The sequence below is a fragment of the Gracilimonas mengyeensis genome (assembly GCF_900182705.1).
Taxonomy (GTDB): Bacteria; Bacteroidota; Rhodothermia; order Balneolales; family Balneolaceae; genus Gracilimonas; species Gracilimonas mengyeensis.
This window is the reverse complement of the sequence record NZ_FXTP01000023.1, coordinates 1-17,443: the sequence shown is the minus strand read 5'-3', so window position 1 is coordinate 17,443 and position 17,443 is coordinate 1. Positions and strand designations below refer to the sequence as shown.

The 17,443-nt window shown below is 46.1% G+C and carries 13 protein-coding genes; 8 read left to right on the top strand and 5 right to left on the bottom strand.

The window, feature by feature from the left end; translation table 11 throughout:
* Window positions 1-401 precede the first annotated feature (401 nt).
* Window positions 402-2,468 (top strand): acetate--CoA ligase family protein, encoded by a 2,067-nt coding sequence (locus tag FN815_RS18415; RefSeq protein ID WP_142456312.1) that lies wholly within the window; start codon window positions 402-404, stop codon window positions 2,466-2,468.
* A gap of 6 nt (window positions 2,469-2,474) precedes the next feature.
* Here the strand turns inward: FN815_RS18415 and FN815_RS18410 are convergent, their stop codons facing one another.
* Both FN815_RS18410 and FN815_RS18405 read right to left on the bottom strand, forming a co-directional pair.
* The gene (locus FN815_RS18410) at window positions 2,475-2,948 is read right to left on the bottom strand and encodes a hypothetical protein (protein ID WP_142456311.1); all 474 of its coding nucleotides are present in this window, start codon (window positions 2,946-2,948) and stop codon (window positions 2,475-2,477) included.
* Between the two features lie 84 nt (window positions 2,949-3,032).
* The gene (locus FN815_RS18405) at window positions 3,033-4,034 is read right to left on the bottom strand and encodes an LLM class flavin-dependent oxidoreductase (RefSeq protein WP_142456310.1); all 1,002 of its coding nucleotides are present in this window, start codon (window positions 4,032-4,034) and stop codon (window positions 3,033-3,035) included.
* Window positions 4,035-4,547: 513 nt separating this feature from the next.
* On the opposite strand from FN815_RS18405, the gene FN815_RS18400 reads away from it, so the two are divergent.
* From FN815_RS18400 to FN815_RS18380, 5 genes are all read left to right on the top strand, one after another.
* Entirely contained in the window at window positions 4,548-4,763 is a 216-nt protein-coding gene (locus tag FN815_RS18400; RefSeq protein ID WP_142456309.1) for a YgaP family membrane protein, read from the top strand.
* Window positions 4,764-4,804: 41 nt separating this feature from the next.
* Entirely contained in the window at window positions 4,805-6,169 is a 1,365-nt protein-coding gene (locus tag FN815_RS18395) for a TolC family protein (protein ID WP_142456308.1), read from the top strand.
* Window positions 6,170-6,248: 79 nt separating this feature from the next.
* Window positions 6,249-7,286 carry an efflux RND transporter periplasmic adaptor subunit gene (locus tag FN815_RS18390; protein WP_221930360.1) on the top strand — a complete coding sequence of 346 codons (1,038 nt, stop codon included), beginning with the start codon at window positions 6,249-6,251 and terminating at the stop codon, window positions 7,284-7,286.
* A 176-nt stretch (window positions 7,287-7,462) separates the two neighbouring features.
* Entirely contained in the window at window positions 7,463-10,684 is a 3,222-nt protein-coding gene (locus FN815_RS18385; RefSeq protein ID WP_142456306.1) for an efflux RND transporter permease subunit, read from the top strand.
* A gap of 117 nt (window positions 10,685-10,801) precedes the next feature.
* The gene (locus FN815_RS18380) at window positions 10,802-11,113 is read left to right on the top strand and encodes a hypothetical protein (protein WP_142456305.1); all 312 of its coding nucleotides are present in this window, start codon (window positions 10,802-10,804) and stop codon (window positions 11,111-11,113) included.
* A 398-nt stretch (window positions 11,114-11,511) separates the two neighbouring features.
* Here FN815_RS18380 and lplA read toward each other — a convergent pair whose 3' ends face one another.
* The 3 genes from lplA to FN815_RS18365 all read right to left on the bottom strand — a co-directional run bounded on the left by lplA (window position 11,512) and on the right by FN815_RS18365 (window position 14,716).
* Window positions 11,512-12,510, bottom strand: a complete 999-nt coding sequence (lplA, locus tag FN815_RS18375) for a lipoate--protein ligase (RefSeq protein ID WP_142456304.1) — start codon at window positions 12,508-12,510, stop codon at window positions 11,512-11,514.
* 109 nt (window positions 12,511-12,619) lie between these two features.
* A complete protein-coding gene (locus FN815_RS18370) occupies window positions 12,620-12,829 on the bottom strand; it encodes a DUF3565 domain-containing protein (protein ID WP_142456303.1) in 210 nt (69 codons plus the stop codon).
* An 834-nt stretch (window positions 12,830-13,663) separates the two neighbouring features.
* On the bottom strand, window positions 13,664-14,716 hold the full coding sequence (locus tag FN815_RS18365) for a COX15/CtaA family protein (RefSeq protein ID WP_142456302.1): 1,053 nt from the start codon (window positions 14,714-14,716) through the stop codon (window positions 13,664-13,666).
* Between the two features lie 210 nt (window positions 14,717-14,926).
* On the opposite strand from FN815_RS18365, the gene FN815_RS18360 reads away from it, so the two are divergent.
* Both FN815_RS18360 and FN815_RS18355 read left to right on the top strand, forming a co-directional pair.
* Window positions 14,927-15,622 (top strand): response regulator transcription factor, encoded by a 696-nt coding sequence (locus tag FN815_RS18360; RefSeq protein WP_142456301.1) that lies wholly within the window; start codon window positions 14,927-14,929, stop codon window positions 15,620-15,622.
* Window positions 15,606-16,925 (top strand): sensor histidine kinase, encoded by a 1,320-nt coding sequence (locus tag FN815_RS18355; RefSeq protein WP_185957376.1) that lies wholly within the window; start codon window positions 15,606-15,608, stop codon window positions 16,923-16,925. Before FN815_RS18360 ends, FN815_RS18355 begins: the two co-directional genes overlap by 17 nt.
* Window positions 16,926-17,443 lie beyond the last annotated feature (518 nt).

Here is a 17,443-nt window from a genome sequence, read left to right as displayed (position 1 = left end):
GTCACATAAAAAGGGCAGCTTTGAGGCTGGAATATAGTCCCGCCATAACAATAATTTACCCATTAGAAAACCTCCAAAACCGCTGTATGAATTTTACCGAACAATATCGCTGCCACAACTTGTTGCTAACCCAAAACTATATTCTGCAATAGTCTAATCAGCAGCGGATATAAAAGGAACTGCTCCTTTATTGTGTTATCGGTAGGTCTTTTGTTTTTCTTAAATCTATTTTGATAATGAATAATGGGTAATTGAATTAATTTTAATGGGCTTAGTAAAAAAAAGAGTTATGAAAATATGTTACTTGAATATCAAGAATAGCTGAGTTCAGAGACGTCGTTTATGTGATTTTTCATTACCTTGTATGCCACATTTCAGCTAACCAAAAATGATCATTCCGTATGGATAGTCCGTTCTTTTCTCCTAAGGGTATTGCAGTAATCGGAGCCTCTCAAGACACGCATAAACTTGGCTACGGGGTCATTCGTAATTTGATAAAGTATCGTTATAAAGGCGGTATCTATCCCGTAAACCGGAAGGCTTACGAAATACTGGAGCAACCCTGCTTTAAATCGGTGGCTGAGGTTCCGGATCCTGTGGACCTGGCGGTGATAATTGTTCCCGCTAAAGCAGTAGCCGGAGTTTTGGCGGAATGTGGCGAACGCGGTATCCAACATGTCATTATTATGACCGGCGGATTCAGCGAAACCGGCGAGGAAGGACGGGAGATGGAAAAGAAACTGATGGAAGTGGCTGAGGAGTATGGCATCCGTATGATTGGGCCCAACTGCATTGGCACAATCGATACGCACACGCCTGTAAATACCACTTTTGTAGTGGGTATGCCGGAGCCTGGTGACATAGGCTTTATTTCTCATTCCGGAGCAATGGTAGCAGCAATTATTGATTGGGCCAGTGGCAGTGGAATTGGGTTTTCGCGGATTGTAAGTCTCGGAAACCAGATTGACGTAAACGAAATTGAAATGATTGAGGGTATTGCCGGAGACCCTCAAACAAAAGTTATTACGGCCTATATCGAAGGCGTTTCTGACGGACAAGCATTTTTAGAAACTTCCCGCAAAATGGCCCTCAAGAAACCTTTCCTGATGCTGAAAGGAGGACAGGGTGAAAGCGGGGCCCGTGCGGTGGCTTCGCATACGGGAGCTCTGGCCGGAAGCTCGGAAGCATATGGGGCTGCTTTCAGATATTGTGGGATTCAGGAAGCCGATACGATTGAAGAAATGTTTGAATGGGCCAGAGCCATGGCCTGGCAGCCACTGCCTAGAGGTAAACGAGTGGCGGTGCTTACCAATGCGGGTGGACCGGCCATACTGGCTGTAGATGCCCTGGAAAGAGAAGGGCTGGAAATAGCTTCCCTTTCTGATGAGACCAAAAAATATTTAACCTCCCGTTTGCCTAAAGCGGCCAGTGTGAACAACCCGGTGGATGTACTGGCTGGTTCTGGGCCGGGCACTTACACCTTGGCTTTAGAAGCCCTGCTCACCGATGAAAATGTGGATGCGGTTTTGGTTATACAGGCACCGCAGGATTGGTTCTTACCGGTAAGTTTGGCCGAGGTGGTGGGAGAAGTAGCCGCTGCACATGACAAAACTGTGGTGACTTCCATCATGGGGAAAGCATCCGTTGGCGATGCCCTCAAAATCCTTCAGAAAAGAAGAATCCCGAACGTGGCATTTCCGGAACGGGCAGCATCGCTTTTATCCGCCATGAAGAACCGGCGCGAATGGTTGCGAAAACAGGAGGATGCCGAAATCCCTGACTTTGAAGTGGATCAGAAAGAAGCTCAGGAAGCAGTAAAAAACAACGATTGGGAAAGCCTGCTTGAAAGCTATGGCATCCGGTTTCCCGAACAAAAAACGGCGGCTTCTGAAGATGAGGCAGTAAAAATGGCTTCGGAGATCAAAGGCAAGGGGGTGATGAAGTTGGTTTCCGAAGAATTCAGTCATAAATCCGATATCGGCGGGGTGAAGCTGGGCCTAAAAAGTGAAGCAGATGTAAGGGAAGCCTGGAGTGAAATCCGAAAATCGGTAGAAAAAGCCGGCGGAAACATGCAGGGAGTGCTGATTCAGCAAATGGTAGAAAGTGCGCAGGAAGTGATTGTAGGTTTGGTGCGAGACCAGCAGTTTGGCCCCATGGTATTATTTGGCAGTGGCGGCACCGATGTGGAATTATATAAGGATGTGCAAACGGCTATTGCTCCGCTAAATCGTATGCGTGCGAAAGATCTCATCAACGCCACTAAAGCAGGTGAGAAAATGAAAGGCTGGCGAAATATGTCGGCCCGGGATGAAGAGGCCGTTGTGGAGGCGCTACTCCGCTTAAGCCGTATCGCCGTTGATTATCCCGAGATCGAAGAGCTGGAAATAAACCCGCTGTGTGTCTTGGAAAATGGCCAGGGCGCCATTGCGGTGGATATACGGGGCGAAAAAATCACCCCAAAAAATTAGAGCCCGTTACTTCTTACCGACACCGGCTACCTTCATGCATAACATCAGGGTAAGTCCGTATCCGAGGTGCATGGTTAGTCCTGCCAGCAATACTTTTCCGGGAATCCAGGTGTTGGTGTAGAAAAAGCCAAAGGAGTCACCCGCAGCCATTGAAACAAATGGAGAGATCACACCACCAGCCACTACTGAAACCAAAACTCCGTAGAGCACGCCTTGTATAAACCGGTTCCCCGGGATGCGTTCCTGCAGAAAAGCGACCCAAATCAGCGCCAGTAAAACTCCGGTGATGTTATAGGCTAAATTACCCCAGATTAAACTGTACGGTTCACCGGTGTGAATGTGATTGAAGCTCTGGGTCAGGATATGCCCCACATCAATCACAGGCAGACCAAGACCGCCCTGCAAAAATGCAATCATGGTCATCACAAAGGTTGCAATACATCCCGAAATAACGGTACGCCAAAAAGTAGAAGCACTCATACGATTGGTTTTCAATTTATATAAAAGGCTGTGTATGCCGGTAAATAGGGTTTTTATGCCGACTTTCAAACTCCTGATTTGAAATCAGGCAGTTACAGTGGTCATAATTTCACTTAGCATGCGATGTGATTTCAGCCGCTGTTGGTGATCATAAATATAAGAGGCAACCATCAGTTCATCGGCATCGGTTCGCTCCAGAAAATCATTAAGCTCTTTGCTGATAGTATCTTTACTGCCAATGAAGGTACAAGCCAACATCTGCTGTACGGCGTATTTGAGATGCATATTCCAAATGGGTCCCATATCGTCCACCGGAGCCGGCATAGGCTTTCGGTTTCCGGTAACCACGCCCATAAACATCTGTTTCATACTGGTGGAAAGGTATTCGGCTTCCTCATCCGTGTCAGATGCAATGATGTTCACACAGGGCATCACATACGGTTCGTTCAATTGTTTGGAAGGTTTGAACCGTTTGCGGTAAATCTCAACAGCTGCCATCAACTGTTGGGGCGCAAAATGGCTGGCAAACACATACGGCAAGCCCAATTCTGCTGCAAGATGCGCACTGTCGGTGCTGGAACCCAGGATATACAGCGGAACCTCGGTTCCCGTTCCCGGAATGGCCTGTACCTGTTCCTCTCTGTTTTCTGCCGATAAATACTTTTGCAGCTGGATTACATTTTGAGGGAATTTCTGCACTTCCTGCATCCGGTCTTCCCGAATGGCGTTGGCGGTGGTTTGGTCGGTGCCGGGAGCCCGGCCAAGGCCGAGGTCAATTCGATTGGGATACATAGTAGCCAGCGTGCCAAATTGTTCGGCGATGATGAGCGGCGAATGATTGGGGAGCATCACTCCGCCAGAGCCTACCCGGATGCTGTTGGTAGCTTCTGCTACATGCCCCAATAGTACCGAGGTTGCTGAACTGGCAATATTCTCCATATTGTGATGCTCCGCCATCCAAAATCGTTTATAACCATACTCTTCTGCGTGAACAGCCAAATCGCGGCTGCGCTCTATAGCTTCGGCTAAGGTGCTACCTTCGGTTACAATGGCAAGATCTAAGACGGAATAGGGGATGTGGCGCATCAAAATAGGTTTTGTTTAATGATGAGTAAACTTAAGTGCTTTTTTCATCAAGCCCCAACATTTTTGAGGAGTGTATCATTTACGTTTGCGATCTAAAAACCAGTGCTTCTCCTATGACTCCTTGCAACTACTACCAGCTACTCGCACAAACAGGCTTTTTGGATCTGTGATATAAGTCACAGTTTTATAGATAGTTAAGATTTGATGAAGCAGGCCTTGTTACTGAAAATACCTAACTTAACAAGCGTACAATCAAACAAATAATCATTCAATAAAATTATTGAATGAAGTTAGCAAACTGCGTATTCTTTGTATCAGAAATTCAAAGCACAAACCAACAAAGATGAGCAGAACACATATGGTTTCCGTTTTAAAAGAGTACATAGAAAGGATTAAACGGCTTTTGAGGGATGATGACCGAGTATTGGAAAAAAAGAGGGTCACCGTCAGGGTGCCGGTAAATAATGACCGGCAACATCCTGAACAGTATATCTATCGGGGAAGGAATTAAGCATGGACAAAGTAACACGGACCATCCGGCTGTTTGCAGGGTTTATGGTAACGCTAAGCGTTTTGCTCGCACATTTCATTTCTCCTTACTGGCTGTTGCTTACCCTTTTTGTAGGGCTGAATATGATGCAATCTACCTTTTCGGGCTGGTGCCTGGCTGATCAAATAGTGCGCAAATTTGACCTTGGTTTTAGGGAGGGCAAATCCTGCAAGCTGTAAAGAATTTAAATCAACAAACTAACTACAAAACAATCATTAACATGAATTCCAATAATTCATATACCCTGAAAACCGGTCTGCTTATGCTAGCTTTGATGGCGCCGCTTGCGGTCATGGCACAGCAGTCGGCCGGTAATGGGCACACACTCCGGCTGTCGCTGGAGGAAGCAACCGAACTGGCTCTCGACCAAAACTTCAGTATTGAACAGGCGGGCTACGAGGTGGATAAAACACAGGCTAAATTTCGGCAAACCAATGCCGTATTTCTGCCTCAATTATCTTTTGAGTACAACGCCATTTCTACAGACGATCCGCTGAACGTATTTGGTTTTAAACTAAAACAGGAAGTGGTTTCGCAGCAGGATTTTAACCCGGCGCTGTTAAACGATCCGGATGCCTATGAGAACTACAGTGCCAAATTTGAGGTGCGCCAGCCCCTGCTAAACCCGGATATGTTCCTGCAGCGGGGTGCCGTAAAGAGCAAGCTCCAATCAAGCCGGGAACAGTTGGCTGGAACTAAAAACTACATCCGGTTCCAGGTGCGGCAACAATATTACAACCTGATTCTGCATCTGCGCCAGCTGGAGGTGCTGGATGCCGCTTTGGAAACCGCCCAAGCTCATCGCCGGCAGGCACAAAATTATTTTGAGCAGGGCATGATCAGTAAGGAAGATTTTCTGGCGGCTAAAGTATATGAGCTGGAGATGGAAAGCCGCCAGCTGCACACGCAAAATGAACGGGATAAGGTAGAAGAGGAATTGGCGCTGCTTTTGGGCTTGGAAGGCAACGCGATCATCACCCCAACCGATGAATTACAAGTTGAAGCGCAACCCGAACTGGCAGATAACCTCTCAGAAATTGAAATCAACAACGCTCAGACACGGGCTATTGATTTACAGGTTGAGGCGGCCCAAAAGATGGTCAAATCAGCCGGTTTCAGCTTTTTACCCAAAATTAACGCCTTTGGAAGTTACGAATACAACGATCAGGATTTTGCAGGCTTTGATGCTTCCTCCTACATGATAGGGCTTAATCTGCGGTGGGATCTATTCTCTGGTTTCAGTAAAGCCGGTAAAGTGATGGAGGCGAAAGCAGACTATCACAAAGCACAGAGCATGCAGGAAAGCCACCGACAGGAACAGCAAAACAGACTGCGACAGGCCCTGCGCTCCCTCGATCATGCCCAAAAAGAACTGGCATTGACGGAAGAAGCCATCACTCAATCCACCGAAGACGTGACCATCAGGACGAACCGATACGAAGAGGGGATGGAACGCACTACCGATTTACTGGAGGCGGAAACCAAACTGGCCGAGGCCAAGCTGAAACGGGTGATGGCCCGCTTTAAATACAATATGAGTTTGGCAGCCCTTGAATTGCTGCTTGAAGAACATTTTAAAAATTAACGATTAAACAACACGAACAATGAATTACCTATTTAAAAATTGGTTTAAACCCTTAGCGGGACTTTTATCCCTCATACTCATGGCAACGCTCACTATAAGTTGCACATCGGAGGGAAAAGAGTCTGAGTCTCAGGAGGCGATACTTGTAGAAGTACTTACAGCTTCCACTTCGATGTCGGCCGGTGTACAACAATTTCCAGGTAGAGTAGCCAGCGATAACGAGGCCAATCTCAGCACCATCGTGATGGGAACCGTAACCAGCGTGCCGGTAAAGGTTGGCAAACAAGTGAATAAAGGAGAAGTGCTGGTTCGGATTAAGGACGATCAGATCCTGGCGCAGAAATCACAGCTGGAAGCCAATATGGTGCAGGCCAAAGCCAACCTGGAGAATACCGAGAAGAACTACAACCGCATCAAGAATTTGTATGCTGAGGAAAGTGCCACATCCAAAGAAATGGACGATATCTCGACGATGTACGAGATCGCCAAGGCCAATATGGAAGCTCTTGAAGCGCGGTTGCATGAGCTCAACGAGATGCTGGCTTACACCACCATTCGGGCTCCCTTTGATGGCATCGTGGCCCGCAAGTTTGTATCGGAGGGTGATATGGCAGCTCCCGGACATCCACTGGTAGCGGTAGCGGATCCTTCATCCATGAAAATAACTGCTAATGTACCTGAGCAGTGGATAGAAGACATCAAAGAAGGCGAAAAAGTATGGGTCAATGTAGAGTCGGCCTCGCTTGAAAGCCTTCCAGCAACATTGACCGCGGTAAGTGAAGCAGGTGATCCGATGAGCCGTCAGTTTGCCATTGAAGCCAAGCTGGATGAGTCGGCCGGAACCGAAGGCCTTAAAACGGGCATGTTTGCTCAAATTGCCATTCAGGTTGACGGAAGCAATGCACTGTTCATCCCAAAAAAGGCTCTGGTAGAACGAGGACAGTTAACCGGAATTTATACGCTGAATGATGAGGACAAAGCTATGCTGCGCTGGGTAAGAACGGGAGAATCCTATGCAGATAGTGTAGAAGTTATATCCGGCTTGAAGGATGGAGAACAGTTCGTGGCCGATGCTACAACATCCATAAGGCAAGGGCAACAACTACAGACCCAATAAAATAACTCATAATAGACCAGTGACCATCCGCAGAATCAGCGTCATCCGTGTTCCATACAATTGCAACAAAGGAACAGAACACGGATTACACGGATCGGGCTGATGCTCGCGGAAAAAGTTTTGACAGTAAGTAAATCAGATCAAGCATTAATAAGAATTTGTAAGAAAGAAGAACGATGAAAACCGGATTAGCAGGTAAAATTGCACAGGCGTTTATTGATTCAAAGCTGACACTGCTTTTGATGATCGCCTTTTTAGCCATTGGAGTGTACGGCGTGTGGCTGACGCCCAGTGAAGAGGAACCTCAAATTGACGTGCCCATGGCCGATATCTATATCGGTTACCCCGGCGCCTCTCCGCAGGAGGTAGAAAATAAAGTGGCCATCCCTCTGGAGAAAATTCTCTCCAACATTTCGGGCGTTGAGTACGTGTATTCCACGTCCATGCCGGAGATGGCCATGGTATCCGCCCGCTTTTACGTAGGGCAGGATGTGGAAGAAAGCCTGGTGCGCCTCTATAACGAGGTGATGAAGTTTATGGATAAGAAACCGGAGGCCGTGACTATGCCGCTGGTAAAAACCCGTTCCATCAACGATGTGCCCATTGTAACACTGACGCTTTGGAGTGATACGCAAGACGATTATCAACTGCGGCGCGTAGCCCAGGAACTGGATAATGAAATCAAATCGATTACTGATGTAGCCGAGACCAAAATTCATGGCGGACGCTCACGAACGGTGCAGGTAATTCTCGATAAAGCCAAGATGGCTTCTCTTTCTGTAGATCCGCTAAGAGTAGCTCAGACCATAAAAGTGGCCAACCGGGAGTTTACTTCCGGAAGTTTTGCGGCTAATGATGAGCAATTCCTGGTTCAAACCGGGAGCTTCCTGAAAACAGCCGACGAGGTAGGTGAACTAGTGATAGATGTGCGGGCAGGCGATCCAATTTTGCTGCGCGATGTAGCAGGGGTTAAGGATGGTCCGGGTGAGCCGGCCAATTATGTGTCTTATTCACCGGGCCCCGTATCGGCCAAGGAAAGTGAGTATGTAGCCGGTGGAGCCTATCCAGCAGTAACTATATCGGTAGCCAAACGGCAAGGCGCCGATGCGATGACCATCGCTACTGACATCGACAGAATGGTAGAGCAGCTGAGTGGCTCCGTGATTACTTCCGATATTAATGTTGAGACTACTCGTAATTACGGCAAAACCGCAACGGAAAAGGTGAGCACTTTGCTCATTCACTTGTTAGTGGCGGTGCTTTCGGTATCCTTTGTAGTGTTCTTAGCGATGGGATGGAGAGGGGCTTTGGTAGTGTTCATTTCGGTGCCTATCACTTTTGCACTCACCCTGTTTTTCTACTACATGTATGATTACACCCTAAACCGCATCACGCTTTTTGCCCTCGTGTTTGTGACGGGGATTGTGGTGGACAATTCTATCATTGTGGCGGAGAATATGCATAGGCATTTTAAAATGCGGAATCTGCCCTTTAAACAGGCGGCCATTTATGCCATCAACGAGGTGGGCAACCCAACCATTTTGGCGACCTTCACGGTAATTGCAGCCGTTATTCCCATGGCTTTTGTTTCGGGGTTGATGGGGCCTTATATGAGTCCCATTGCCATTGGAGCCACCGTGGCCATGATTTTATCCCTGATCATTTCCTTGATTGCCACGCCCTGGCTGGGTTACCGGCTGCTTCGAGCTTCCCGGGTTCAGGCGATAAACAGTTCAGGCAAACGCTACAAACTGGAAGACACGATTATCTACCGGGTGTATGATAAAACCATGCGTCCGCTGATGGAAAGCTCGTCCAAACGCTGGGGCTTCTTGATTGGAACCACGGTGGTACTTTTCGGAACCCTGGTGTTGTTTTATACCCGTTCGGTGGAAGTGAAGATGTTGCCTTTTGATAATAAAAATGAGATTCAGCTCATCATCGATATGCCGGAAGGAACCACCCTGGAACGCACCGAAGTGGTGGCGCAGGAAGTAGGGCTGGTAATGCTGAATATCCCCGAAGTGTACGATTACCAGGTATATTCCGGTACCAACGCGCCCATCAACTTTAATGGACTGGTACGCAGTTACGATCTCCGTCAAAACGCAAACGTGGCGGATATACAGGTGAACCTGGTAGATAAAAGCCTGCGTGATGACCAAAGTCACGACATTGCCAAACGGATGCGTCCGATGGTGCAGAAAGTAGGGCAGAAGTACGGCGCCAACGTGAAAGTGGTGGAAGTACCCCCGGGACCTCCCGTCATGTCTACTTTAGTGGCCGAAGTCTATGGCCCGGATTTAGAAATGCAGCGGAATATCGGCCAACAGATCAAAGAAATTTTCCAGCAAACCCCTGGTATTGTAGATACCGACTGGATGGTAGAGGCCGATCAAACCAAATACCACTTTGAAGTAGACCGGCAGAAAGCAGCCATAAGCGGCGTGATGCCTAACCAGGTAACCGAAGCGCTTGGAATGATTTTGGGACAGCACCCGATAAGCACTTTATATGATGAAGACGAAGCCACACCGGTGCCTGTGAAGTTAAAACTAAGTGAGGCTAACCGGGCAGGAATCCAACAGCTCGGAGGGTTGCATGTGCAATCCCAAACAGGTGCAATGATTCCGGTTATTGATTTGGTAGAGGAAAAAGAGGACACTTTGGAGAAAAGTATTTTCCGCAAAAATCAGCGCCGTGTGGTATATGTGACGGCTGAAGTTGCCGGAGAAATTGAAAGCCCGGTCTATGCCATCCTGGATGCCGGAGATCAGATCGACGGACTAAACGTGCCGGCGGGTTACAGCATGGAACAGCAATTTGCAGGTCAGCCTTTCAACAGCGAGGACCTGACGGTGAAATGGGACGGCGAATGGCAGATTACCCTGGAAGTATTCCGCGATCTGGGCATTGCCTTTGCCGTGGTGCTGCTGATTATCTACATCCTGATTGTAGGCTGGTTCCAGGATTTCGGCGTGCCCATCATCATGATGATCGCCATTCCGTTGTCGCTGATTGGGATATTGATAGGACACTGGCTCACCGGTGCCTTCTTCACGGCCACCTCTATGATTGGCTTGATTGCCCTGGCTGGTATTATGGTTCGAAACTCAGTGCTCCTAATTGATTTCATTCAGATTAGTCTGAGGGAAGGAAATTCCTTACAGGATGCGGTAGTTGAAGCCGGTGCGGTACGAACCATGCCCATCCTGCTCACGGCGGGTACTGTAGTAATTGGCGCTATCGTAATCCTGTTTGATCCCATTTTCCAGGGACTGGCTATTTCGTTGATGGGCGGGGCTATTGCCTCTACCGCCCTCACGCTGGTAACCGTTCCGCTGATCTACTTTATGGTTAAAAAGAGGCTTAGCAGAGAACAAATTCTAAAAGATTAAAACAGCACCATGAAAAAGGTCGGTATATCGGTCTGACAAAACGGGAGGGAGCTTTCAGCCCATTCTGAAAGCTTTCTCCCAATTTTTTAAAGCTTTAACTACTTAAATCATAGAATCATGAAATTACTCATCATACTTAGCATAGCAGAATTTGAGGATGAAGTGCGGGCCCTCATGGTAAAGCATAATGTGCCGGTGTATAGTGAAACAGAGATGTATGGCTTTCGCACCGAAAAACATCAACCCGACATCAGGAGCTGGTTTTCACAAGCCGACCAGGGAATCTATTCCACCCTGTTTTTCTCTTTTCAAAACGAAGAAACGGTCAAAAATATCCTTGCGGCTGTTAAATCATTCAATGAGCAGGTGGATCATAATGCTGATAATCCGCTACACGCCTATCAGATACCGGTTGAAGCCTTTGCTTAAAAAGCTCAAAACCTTCATCAATTGTTCACAATAAAAAAACATTTTAGCCGAACATCTTTTTTAGATGACAGCACATTAGCTAAAGATGTTATCTCTTGTTGCGCTTTGGGCCGTCCCGTCGCCAAACTTATTGTTAGGGTTACGGGATGGCCTTTTTTTCTTTTGATAGCCCAGGACTAGGTACATAAACCCTGTATTGAAACTTCTTCGATCTTCAGACCAAGCAATAGATGATTTTCTGAGAACCACTCTTATAATTTTAAAACACGGTCATTGCGAGGAGAATATGATGCCAAAAATAAATTTGGAAGGCATATCGACGTGGCAATCTCCTTAATACCACTTAGGATATCCTCAAAATAAATTTACAAAGGCGTTTAGTTTCTGGAATTACCCACTCAGTCTTCTCCATAGATTAATTCAATAAAGGCGTCTTTTTCAATGTCGCCAAAGTACTCTTTCACGTCTATAGGTTGCAAGGTTGCGGTGATATCTTCGGGGTGATAGCGTACGTCCTTAAGTAACTCTTCCAGCTCTTCTACTGGTTCTTTACCAAAGAAATCGCCATACACTTTTAAGTTTTTGATGTGTCCCTTTTGCACATCCAGTCGCAAGTCAATTTCGCCGATAGGGAAGCGACGGGTGCGCTGAATATTAAATTTAGGGGATTTGCCGAAGTTCCAGTCCCAGTTGCCATATTTCTCGTCTTTCAGTGCATGCACTTCAGCCCATTCGCTTTCGGAAAGTTTGTAGGTTTCAAAAGTTTCGCGATCCTCATACAATCCTTCCAGCAGGCGTTCCCGGAACTCGCCAACACTCAAATCAGTATCCATAAACTCAATGATATTAGCCACCCGGCTGCGGACTGATTTATGCCCCTTTGATTGGATTTTACTCATCTTCACATCCAGGGCGTTGGTCACCTCATCCAGATCGCTGGTGTACAATAAAGTGCCATGGCTGAACATCCTTTTGCCGGTAGAGAACTGAGCATTGCCGGAGATTTTACGCCCCTCTGCCAGGATGTCGTTTCGTCCACTCATCTCGGCCGGCACGCCCAGCGACTTCAATACTTTGATGACCGGCTGGGTAAACTTCTTAAAATTGTTCAGGTTCTCTTTTTTGTATTTGGTGATAAAGCTGAAGTTCAGATTGCCCAAGTCATGGTACACGGCACCGCCACCCGACATCCGCCGCACCACATGGATACCATTGTCCCTGACGTATTCATCGTTAATCTCTTCCAGCGTATTCTGGTTTCTTCCGATAATAATAGAGGGTTCGTTGATGTAGAAAAGCAGATAGTCTTCATGTTCCCCAAAGTTACGCAATGCGTATTCTTCAAGTGCGAGATTTACTTGGGGATTGGTGATGCCTTCGTTATCAATAAAAATCATAGTGCGGCGATGTTGAGTTAAAAAGTTTGGTAGTTATGATAACAGAATTCATGCCATTTATGATGATTCTGCATTTTAGACGGTTCGTAAGTTTCGATGACTTACATATTTAGTTTCTATCATCAGAATTATGCTCGCGGTCACATTCTTTGCAATCAAGCTCCCTGCCCAAGTGATCTTTACGCCCTTCTTTCGTGATGACCCAAGGGCGCAATTGCCAGGGCGGATTATGGCGCACATGTTGGGTGTGGCCACAAGCTAAGTCGGCTACCCAGTCGTCTTCTTCGTCTTTGTGGAATCCAATAATAGCTTGTTTCATGAAAATAGTGTCCTGAACAATCTCTAGTCAATGTATAGGAGGTTAAGTAATATTATAATCATACCTTTTACCACCTTCCCGACCTCCACTGTCTCCTCCTTCTCAAGGAGGAGAACTCTTTTAGTTGATAATAAGCACTATTAAGGTTTCTAATAATCAACATGGCTCGTAAAAGCCTCTCCTTGTGAAGGAGAGGTTTGGTGAGGTCGAAGATTTGGGCTTTTAACTTGTGAGAACTTCAATGTCTTTAATTTTTTGAAAGCGATTAGGATAGAAATGGGTTCATGTAACTAATTCCGATGATGAATGTGCTATGTCCGGCATCTGTTTTGAACTGTGATGTTTGCGATTTGTATGATGTATTGTGATGATGAAATACGATCCCAACTAAAAACTGATCTTTTAAAACTATAACCTGCTTTCAAGGATATCTTAAGTCTTGAGCGGGGCAAGATTCTTACCAAAGGAAAACAGTTTTCCGAGCGATGACTTAAGAGCACAAGCACATCAAGTCTTCAGACTTGAGTCATCGAAGAGGATGCACCATTGCACATCCCTCTGCTTGAAAGCCCAGGCTTTCAAACGGTCTCCCTTCCAGGGGAGATTTATTCGATAATGCATCATGATAACATCGACTATAGTGGTAGAATTATAATTCAGGCTGCTACCAAGAATCCCCTCTTTGAAGAGGGACCGAAAATGAGCATGCCCCCGAGAAATCGGGGCAGGGGGATGTGAGATGGTGAAAAGGCATTTATTGTAAATTAAGTTCGCAAGAGCCTTCGCCACTAAGCTTCAACAATTCCTCATACTATAAGCTAGAATTTTAAAAAACTACCACGTTGCCACCACTTGCCCGTTACTTTTATACAGCCGGTGAGCGATCAACAATAAAACAATCCAAAACAAGATAGCCACCGCCTGATGCAGAACTCCAAGTGTAACAGGTACTTTATAAATCAGCGTGAGTACACCCAACAAATATTGAGCTAAAATAATGCTTAACAAAATTCCGGAAACCGCCTGTATCCATGCTGAGTTACTGTTGAAAACGGCTTTCCACCAAAATCCAATCACAGCTAAGGCAAGCAGGGTGCCGTTTACCCGATGGATCCACTGTACCGTGCCGGGATTTTCAACCAGGTTGGCCACATACGGTTCCAGCATGGAAAAAGTAGGAGGCAGCCATTGCCCGCCCATTTTTGGGAAAGAATTGTAGAGGTAACCGGCATCAAGTCCGGCAGTAAACGCCCCGTATACCATTTGAATAATGAATAACACAGTAATTGCCCAAAACCAAGGCTTCAGCCGGTTTAACACGGTAGGGGAATCAGGAGGCAGGGAGTATTTTTTTAGATCAAGGGCGTACCACAAACAGAATCCAATCAAAATGACGGCCAGCATAAAATGGAGGGCCAGCCTGTAATGGCTTACATAAGGCACATCCACAAGGCCGCTTTTTACCATAATCCAGCCCATGGCTCCTTGCATGGCGCCTAATCCCAAAAGAATAAACATACGTTTGAGCAACTTGCGATCGAAATACCCCTTTACCCAGAAATACACAAAAGGGACCAGGAAAACGATGCCGATCATACGTCCCAAAAGCCGGTGCAGGTATTCCCAAAAATAAATCTGTTTAAACTCATCAAGCTGCATTTGATGATTGATTTGCTGGTATTGCGGGAATTCCTGGTAGCGCTCAAATGCTTGTTGCCATTCTACTTCACTGGTGGGTGGGATGGAGCCCATAATAAGATTCCAGTCGCTCATGGACAGGCCGGAGTCGGTAAGCCGGGTGATGCCGCCTATGATTACCATCAGACTAACCAGTATAACGCCAGACCATAACCAAAGATAAACAGGCCGCAGATTGGAGTTCCTCATAGTAAATATTTTATCGCCGCTTGAATAGTTTCTTCAACAACCAACTATTATAGCCGATAAAGGTAAAGATTATGTGAAGCTTATAAATAACTGTAAATAAGTGTCTTATTGGATGATAGTTGATCATAGTTTAAGAAACCGGGCTCGGAATTCATATTCTGTACATTTTTAATTTCTACTATAGCATAGATTCTAACATACCGGGAATGTATGCGCGCTCTGATAGTTGAAGACGAACCACTGCTGAATGAGGAGCTGGAGGAACAGCTGCTGGAGGAACAGTTTACTGTAGATACCGCCCTGGATTTTAGCACAGCTGAAGATTTCATCACGGGCGAATTGTATGATCTGGTGCTTCTGGATTTAAGTCTTCCAGGAGGGGATGGGTTGGACCTGTTGAAAATGCTTAAACTTCATCGCGAAAATGAAGACACGGCCGTGATTATTTTAACGGCACGAGGAGACATTGACGACCGTGTGCAGGGATTGGAATTGGGCAGCGATGACTATCTTTCCAAACCCTTTGCCATGCCTGAACTGCGGGCCCGTATCCATGCTGTTTTGCGGCGTAAGTTTAAGATCAATGATAATGTGATTACCATCCGGCGTCTTTCGGTGCATCTTGATCACTTGCATGTTAGTTTTGAAGGCCGTCCGCTGGAAGTAACCGATACCGAATACAAGATGCTGCGCTATCTCTTTCTGAATAAGAATAAAACCATCACTCGTATCGCTTTAGCTGAGCATATTTGGGGCAATAAGATTGATGACCGGTTTTCGCTGGATTTTATCAATTCACACATGAAAAATATCCGGAAGAAACTGGGAGAATCCGGTGTGCCCGATATGATCGAAACGGTATATGGCGTTGGATATAAGTTGAATGGTTATGAAGCTGAACAATAAAATACTGCTTAGCAATTTACTGCTTTCCGTTATAATGTTGATGGTAACAGGGGTGGGAATGTATTATGTGGTAAACAGCACCATTTTTGATGAATTGGATTATCACCTGCTGCAGCACAAACAGGACATCCAAAAGCAGCTAAATGAAGATCCGTCTACTCTGGATGAAATCCGGCTTTTGGGAGGATTGGGTTCCTATGAATGGGTGGATATCACGTCTTATTCCGGACAGGTTGTGGAGAATACTAATTACTTTGCCACTTTAGATACCATCCGTTATCCCGAAATATCATCGGTGCCAGAGGCCTACCGCAAGCTTGAGACGACTCTTTCGGTTACTGGTGAACCCTACTTCCTGGAAATCTATGAAGAAGTAGCAGCTTGGGAAAAAATCAGCATGACGGTATTGCTAAGTGTGCTGGGAGCTCTGTTTTTGTGGGTGATATTGTTGTATGTGGTCAATCAATATGTTTTTGGCCGGGTGTTATCTCCCTTTTATGAAACGGTAGACCGACTGGAAAAGATATCATCTCCAACACAAGTGGGTGAACCTTTCCCGGAACCGGACACTTATGAAATCCGGGTGCTCAATCAGGCGCTTAATACTATGCTCAGCCAGATAAAATCTTCCTTTGAAGATCAAAAGAAATTCATTCAGAATGCTTCGCATGAGTTGTTGACTCCACTTTCTATCATCCGGCAGAAAACCGAAAAAATGTTGTCCGAACCCGAAGGAATGAACCGGGAATCCGTTGAACGTCTGAATGGCATACAACAAACAGCTGTGCGACTTACTCGTTTGAGCAATGCCCTGTTGCTCATCAGCCGGGTAGAGAATCGGCAATACGAGATGGAGGATGAGATTGAAATCACGGACCTGGTCGGCGAAGTGCTGACCGAGCTTGAAGATTTTATTGAACTGAAAGGACTAAAACTTGAAAAGAATTTTTCGAATAAGATCAAGATAACCGGTAGTCGCGAGCTTATGCATTCGGCTTTGTATAACATTGTTCAAAATGCCATTAAATTTTCGCCGGAAGGTGGAAAAATTACAATTTCTGTTCGGAGCAATAATGATGGTCAACCGGTATTTGCGGTAGAGGATGAAGGTCCGGGTATTTCCAAAGAAATGATTGGCCGTGTTTTTGATCGTTTTAAAAAGGGAGAGAATTTTACCGGGAATGCTGCTGCTAGTCCTGGCCTCGGTCTTTCCATTGTACAGAGTATCTGCGAGCTTCACGGATTCCGTTCCAAAGCCGAAAATAATAGTGGACAGGGTGCTACGGTTTCGATATTGTTTTGAGAGCTGATAGTCTTTTCGGGATATTTTCAGTCTTTAGCGAAGCGGTGACTGGAAATTGCCAGCAAAAAAGTGTTGGCGAGTTTAAAGATTCATTGGTGACTTCCCACCCTCACCCAAAAGAGGAAACGCCTTGGTTGGCTTGAATGATCCTTACCCTATTTCAACAACGCACAAGCGGGACGCTTGCGCTAGTAAGTCACGTGAGCATTCGAGATAAAAAACAATTGCTCCGGCCTTCAGGCCGGAGCAATTACTGTAAATGGATATTTTATCTCAAACACGAGCTAAATTAGAGATCAAGCATGTACCGGTCTCATATGTTAGAGGGAGAACTATTTACCAACAGGCAAAAGGTTGTATAAGTAGCTTGTGATCTTTACTCTCTGCCTGTTTTATTGGAATCGAGCCAGCCTGGTACCTTCAGTATTGGTCTATGCACTGCCTGCAGGCAGATGCACTTCGTCAGGTATATCCAGGCTGGTTTTTTCTGCCGTTGAACCTCAACAGTACCAACAGAG

What these genes read in the sequence shown, in the direction of transcription:
- FN815_RS18415 (WP_142456312.1), top strand. Translation starts at nt 402, where the DNA reads ATGGATAGTCCGTTCTTTTCTCCTAAGGGTATTGCAGTAATCGGAGCC.
- FN815_RS18395 (WP_142456308.1), top strand. Translation starts at nt 4,805, where the DNA reads ATGAATTCCAATAATTCATATACCCTGAAAACCGGTCTGCTTATGCTA.
- FN815_RS18355 (WP_185957376.1), top strand. Translation starts at nt 15,606, where the DNA reads ATGAAGCTGAACAATAAAATACTGCTTAGCAATTTACTGCTTTCCGTT.
- FN815_RS18360 (WP_142456301.1), top strand. Translation starts at nt 14,927, where the DNA reads ATGCGCGCTCTGATAGTTGAAGACGAACCACTGCTGAATGAGGAGCTG.
- FN815_RS18410 (WP_142456311.1), bottom strand. Translation starts at nt 2,948, where the DNA reads ATGAGTGCTTCTACTTTTTGGCGTACCGTTATTTCGGGATGTATTGCA.
- FN815_RS18385 (WP_142456306.1), top strand. Translation starts at nt 7,463, where the DNA reads ATGAAAACCGGATTAGCAGGTAAAATTGCACAGGCGTTTATTGATTCA.
- FN815_RS18400 (WP_142456309.1), top strand. Translation starts at nt 4,548, where the DNA reads ATGGACAAAGTAACACGGACCATCCGGCTGTTTGCAGGGTTTATGGTA.
- FN815_RS18365 (WP_142456302.1), bottom strand. Translation starts at nt 14,716, where the DNA reads ATGAGGAACTCCAATCTGCGGCCTGTTTATCTTTGGTTATGGTCTGGC.
- FN815_RS18380 (WP_142456305.1), top strand. Translation starts at nt 10,802, where the DNA reads ATGAAATTACTCATCATACTTAGCATAGCAGAATTTGAGGATGAAGTG.
- FN815_RS18405 (WP_142456310.1), bottom strand. Translation starts at nt 4,034, where the DNA reads ATGCGCCACATCCCCTATTCCGTCTTAGATCTTGCCATTGTAACCGAA.
- FN815_RS18370 (WP_142456303.1), bottom strand. Translation starts at nt 12,829, where the DNA reads ATGAAACAAGCTATTATTGGATTCCACAAAGACGAAGAAGACGACTGG.
- FN815_RS18390 (WP_221930360.1), top strand. Translation starts at nt 6,249, where the DNA reads ATGGCAACGCTCACTATAAGTTGCACATCGGAGGGAAAAGAGTCTGAG.
- lplA (WP_142456304.1), bottom strand. Translation starts at nt 12,510, where the DNA reads ATGATTTTTATTGATAACGAAGGCATCACCAATCCCCAAGTAAATCTC.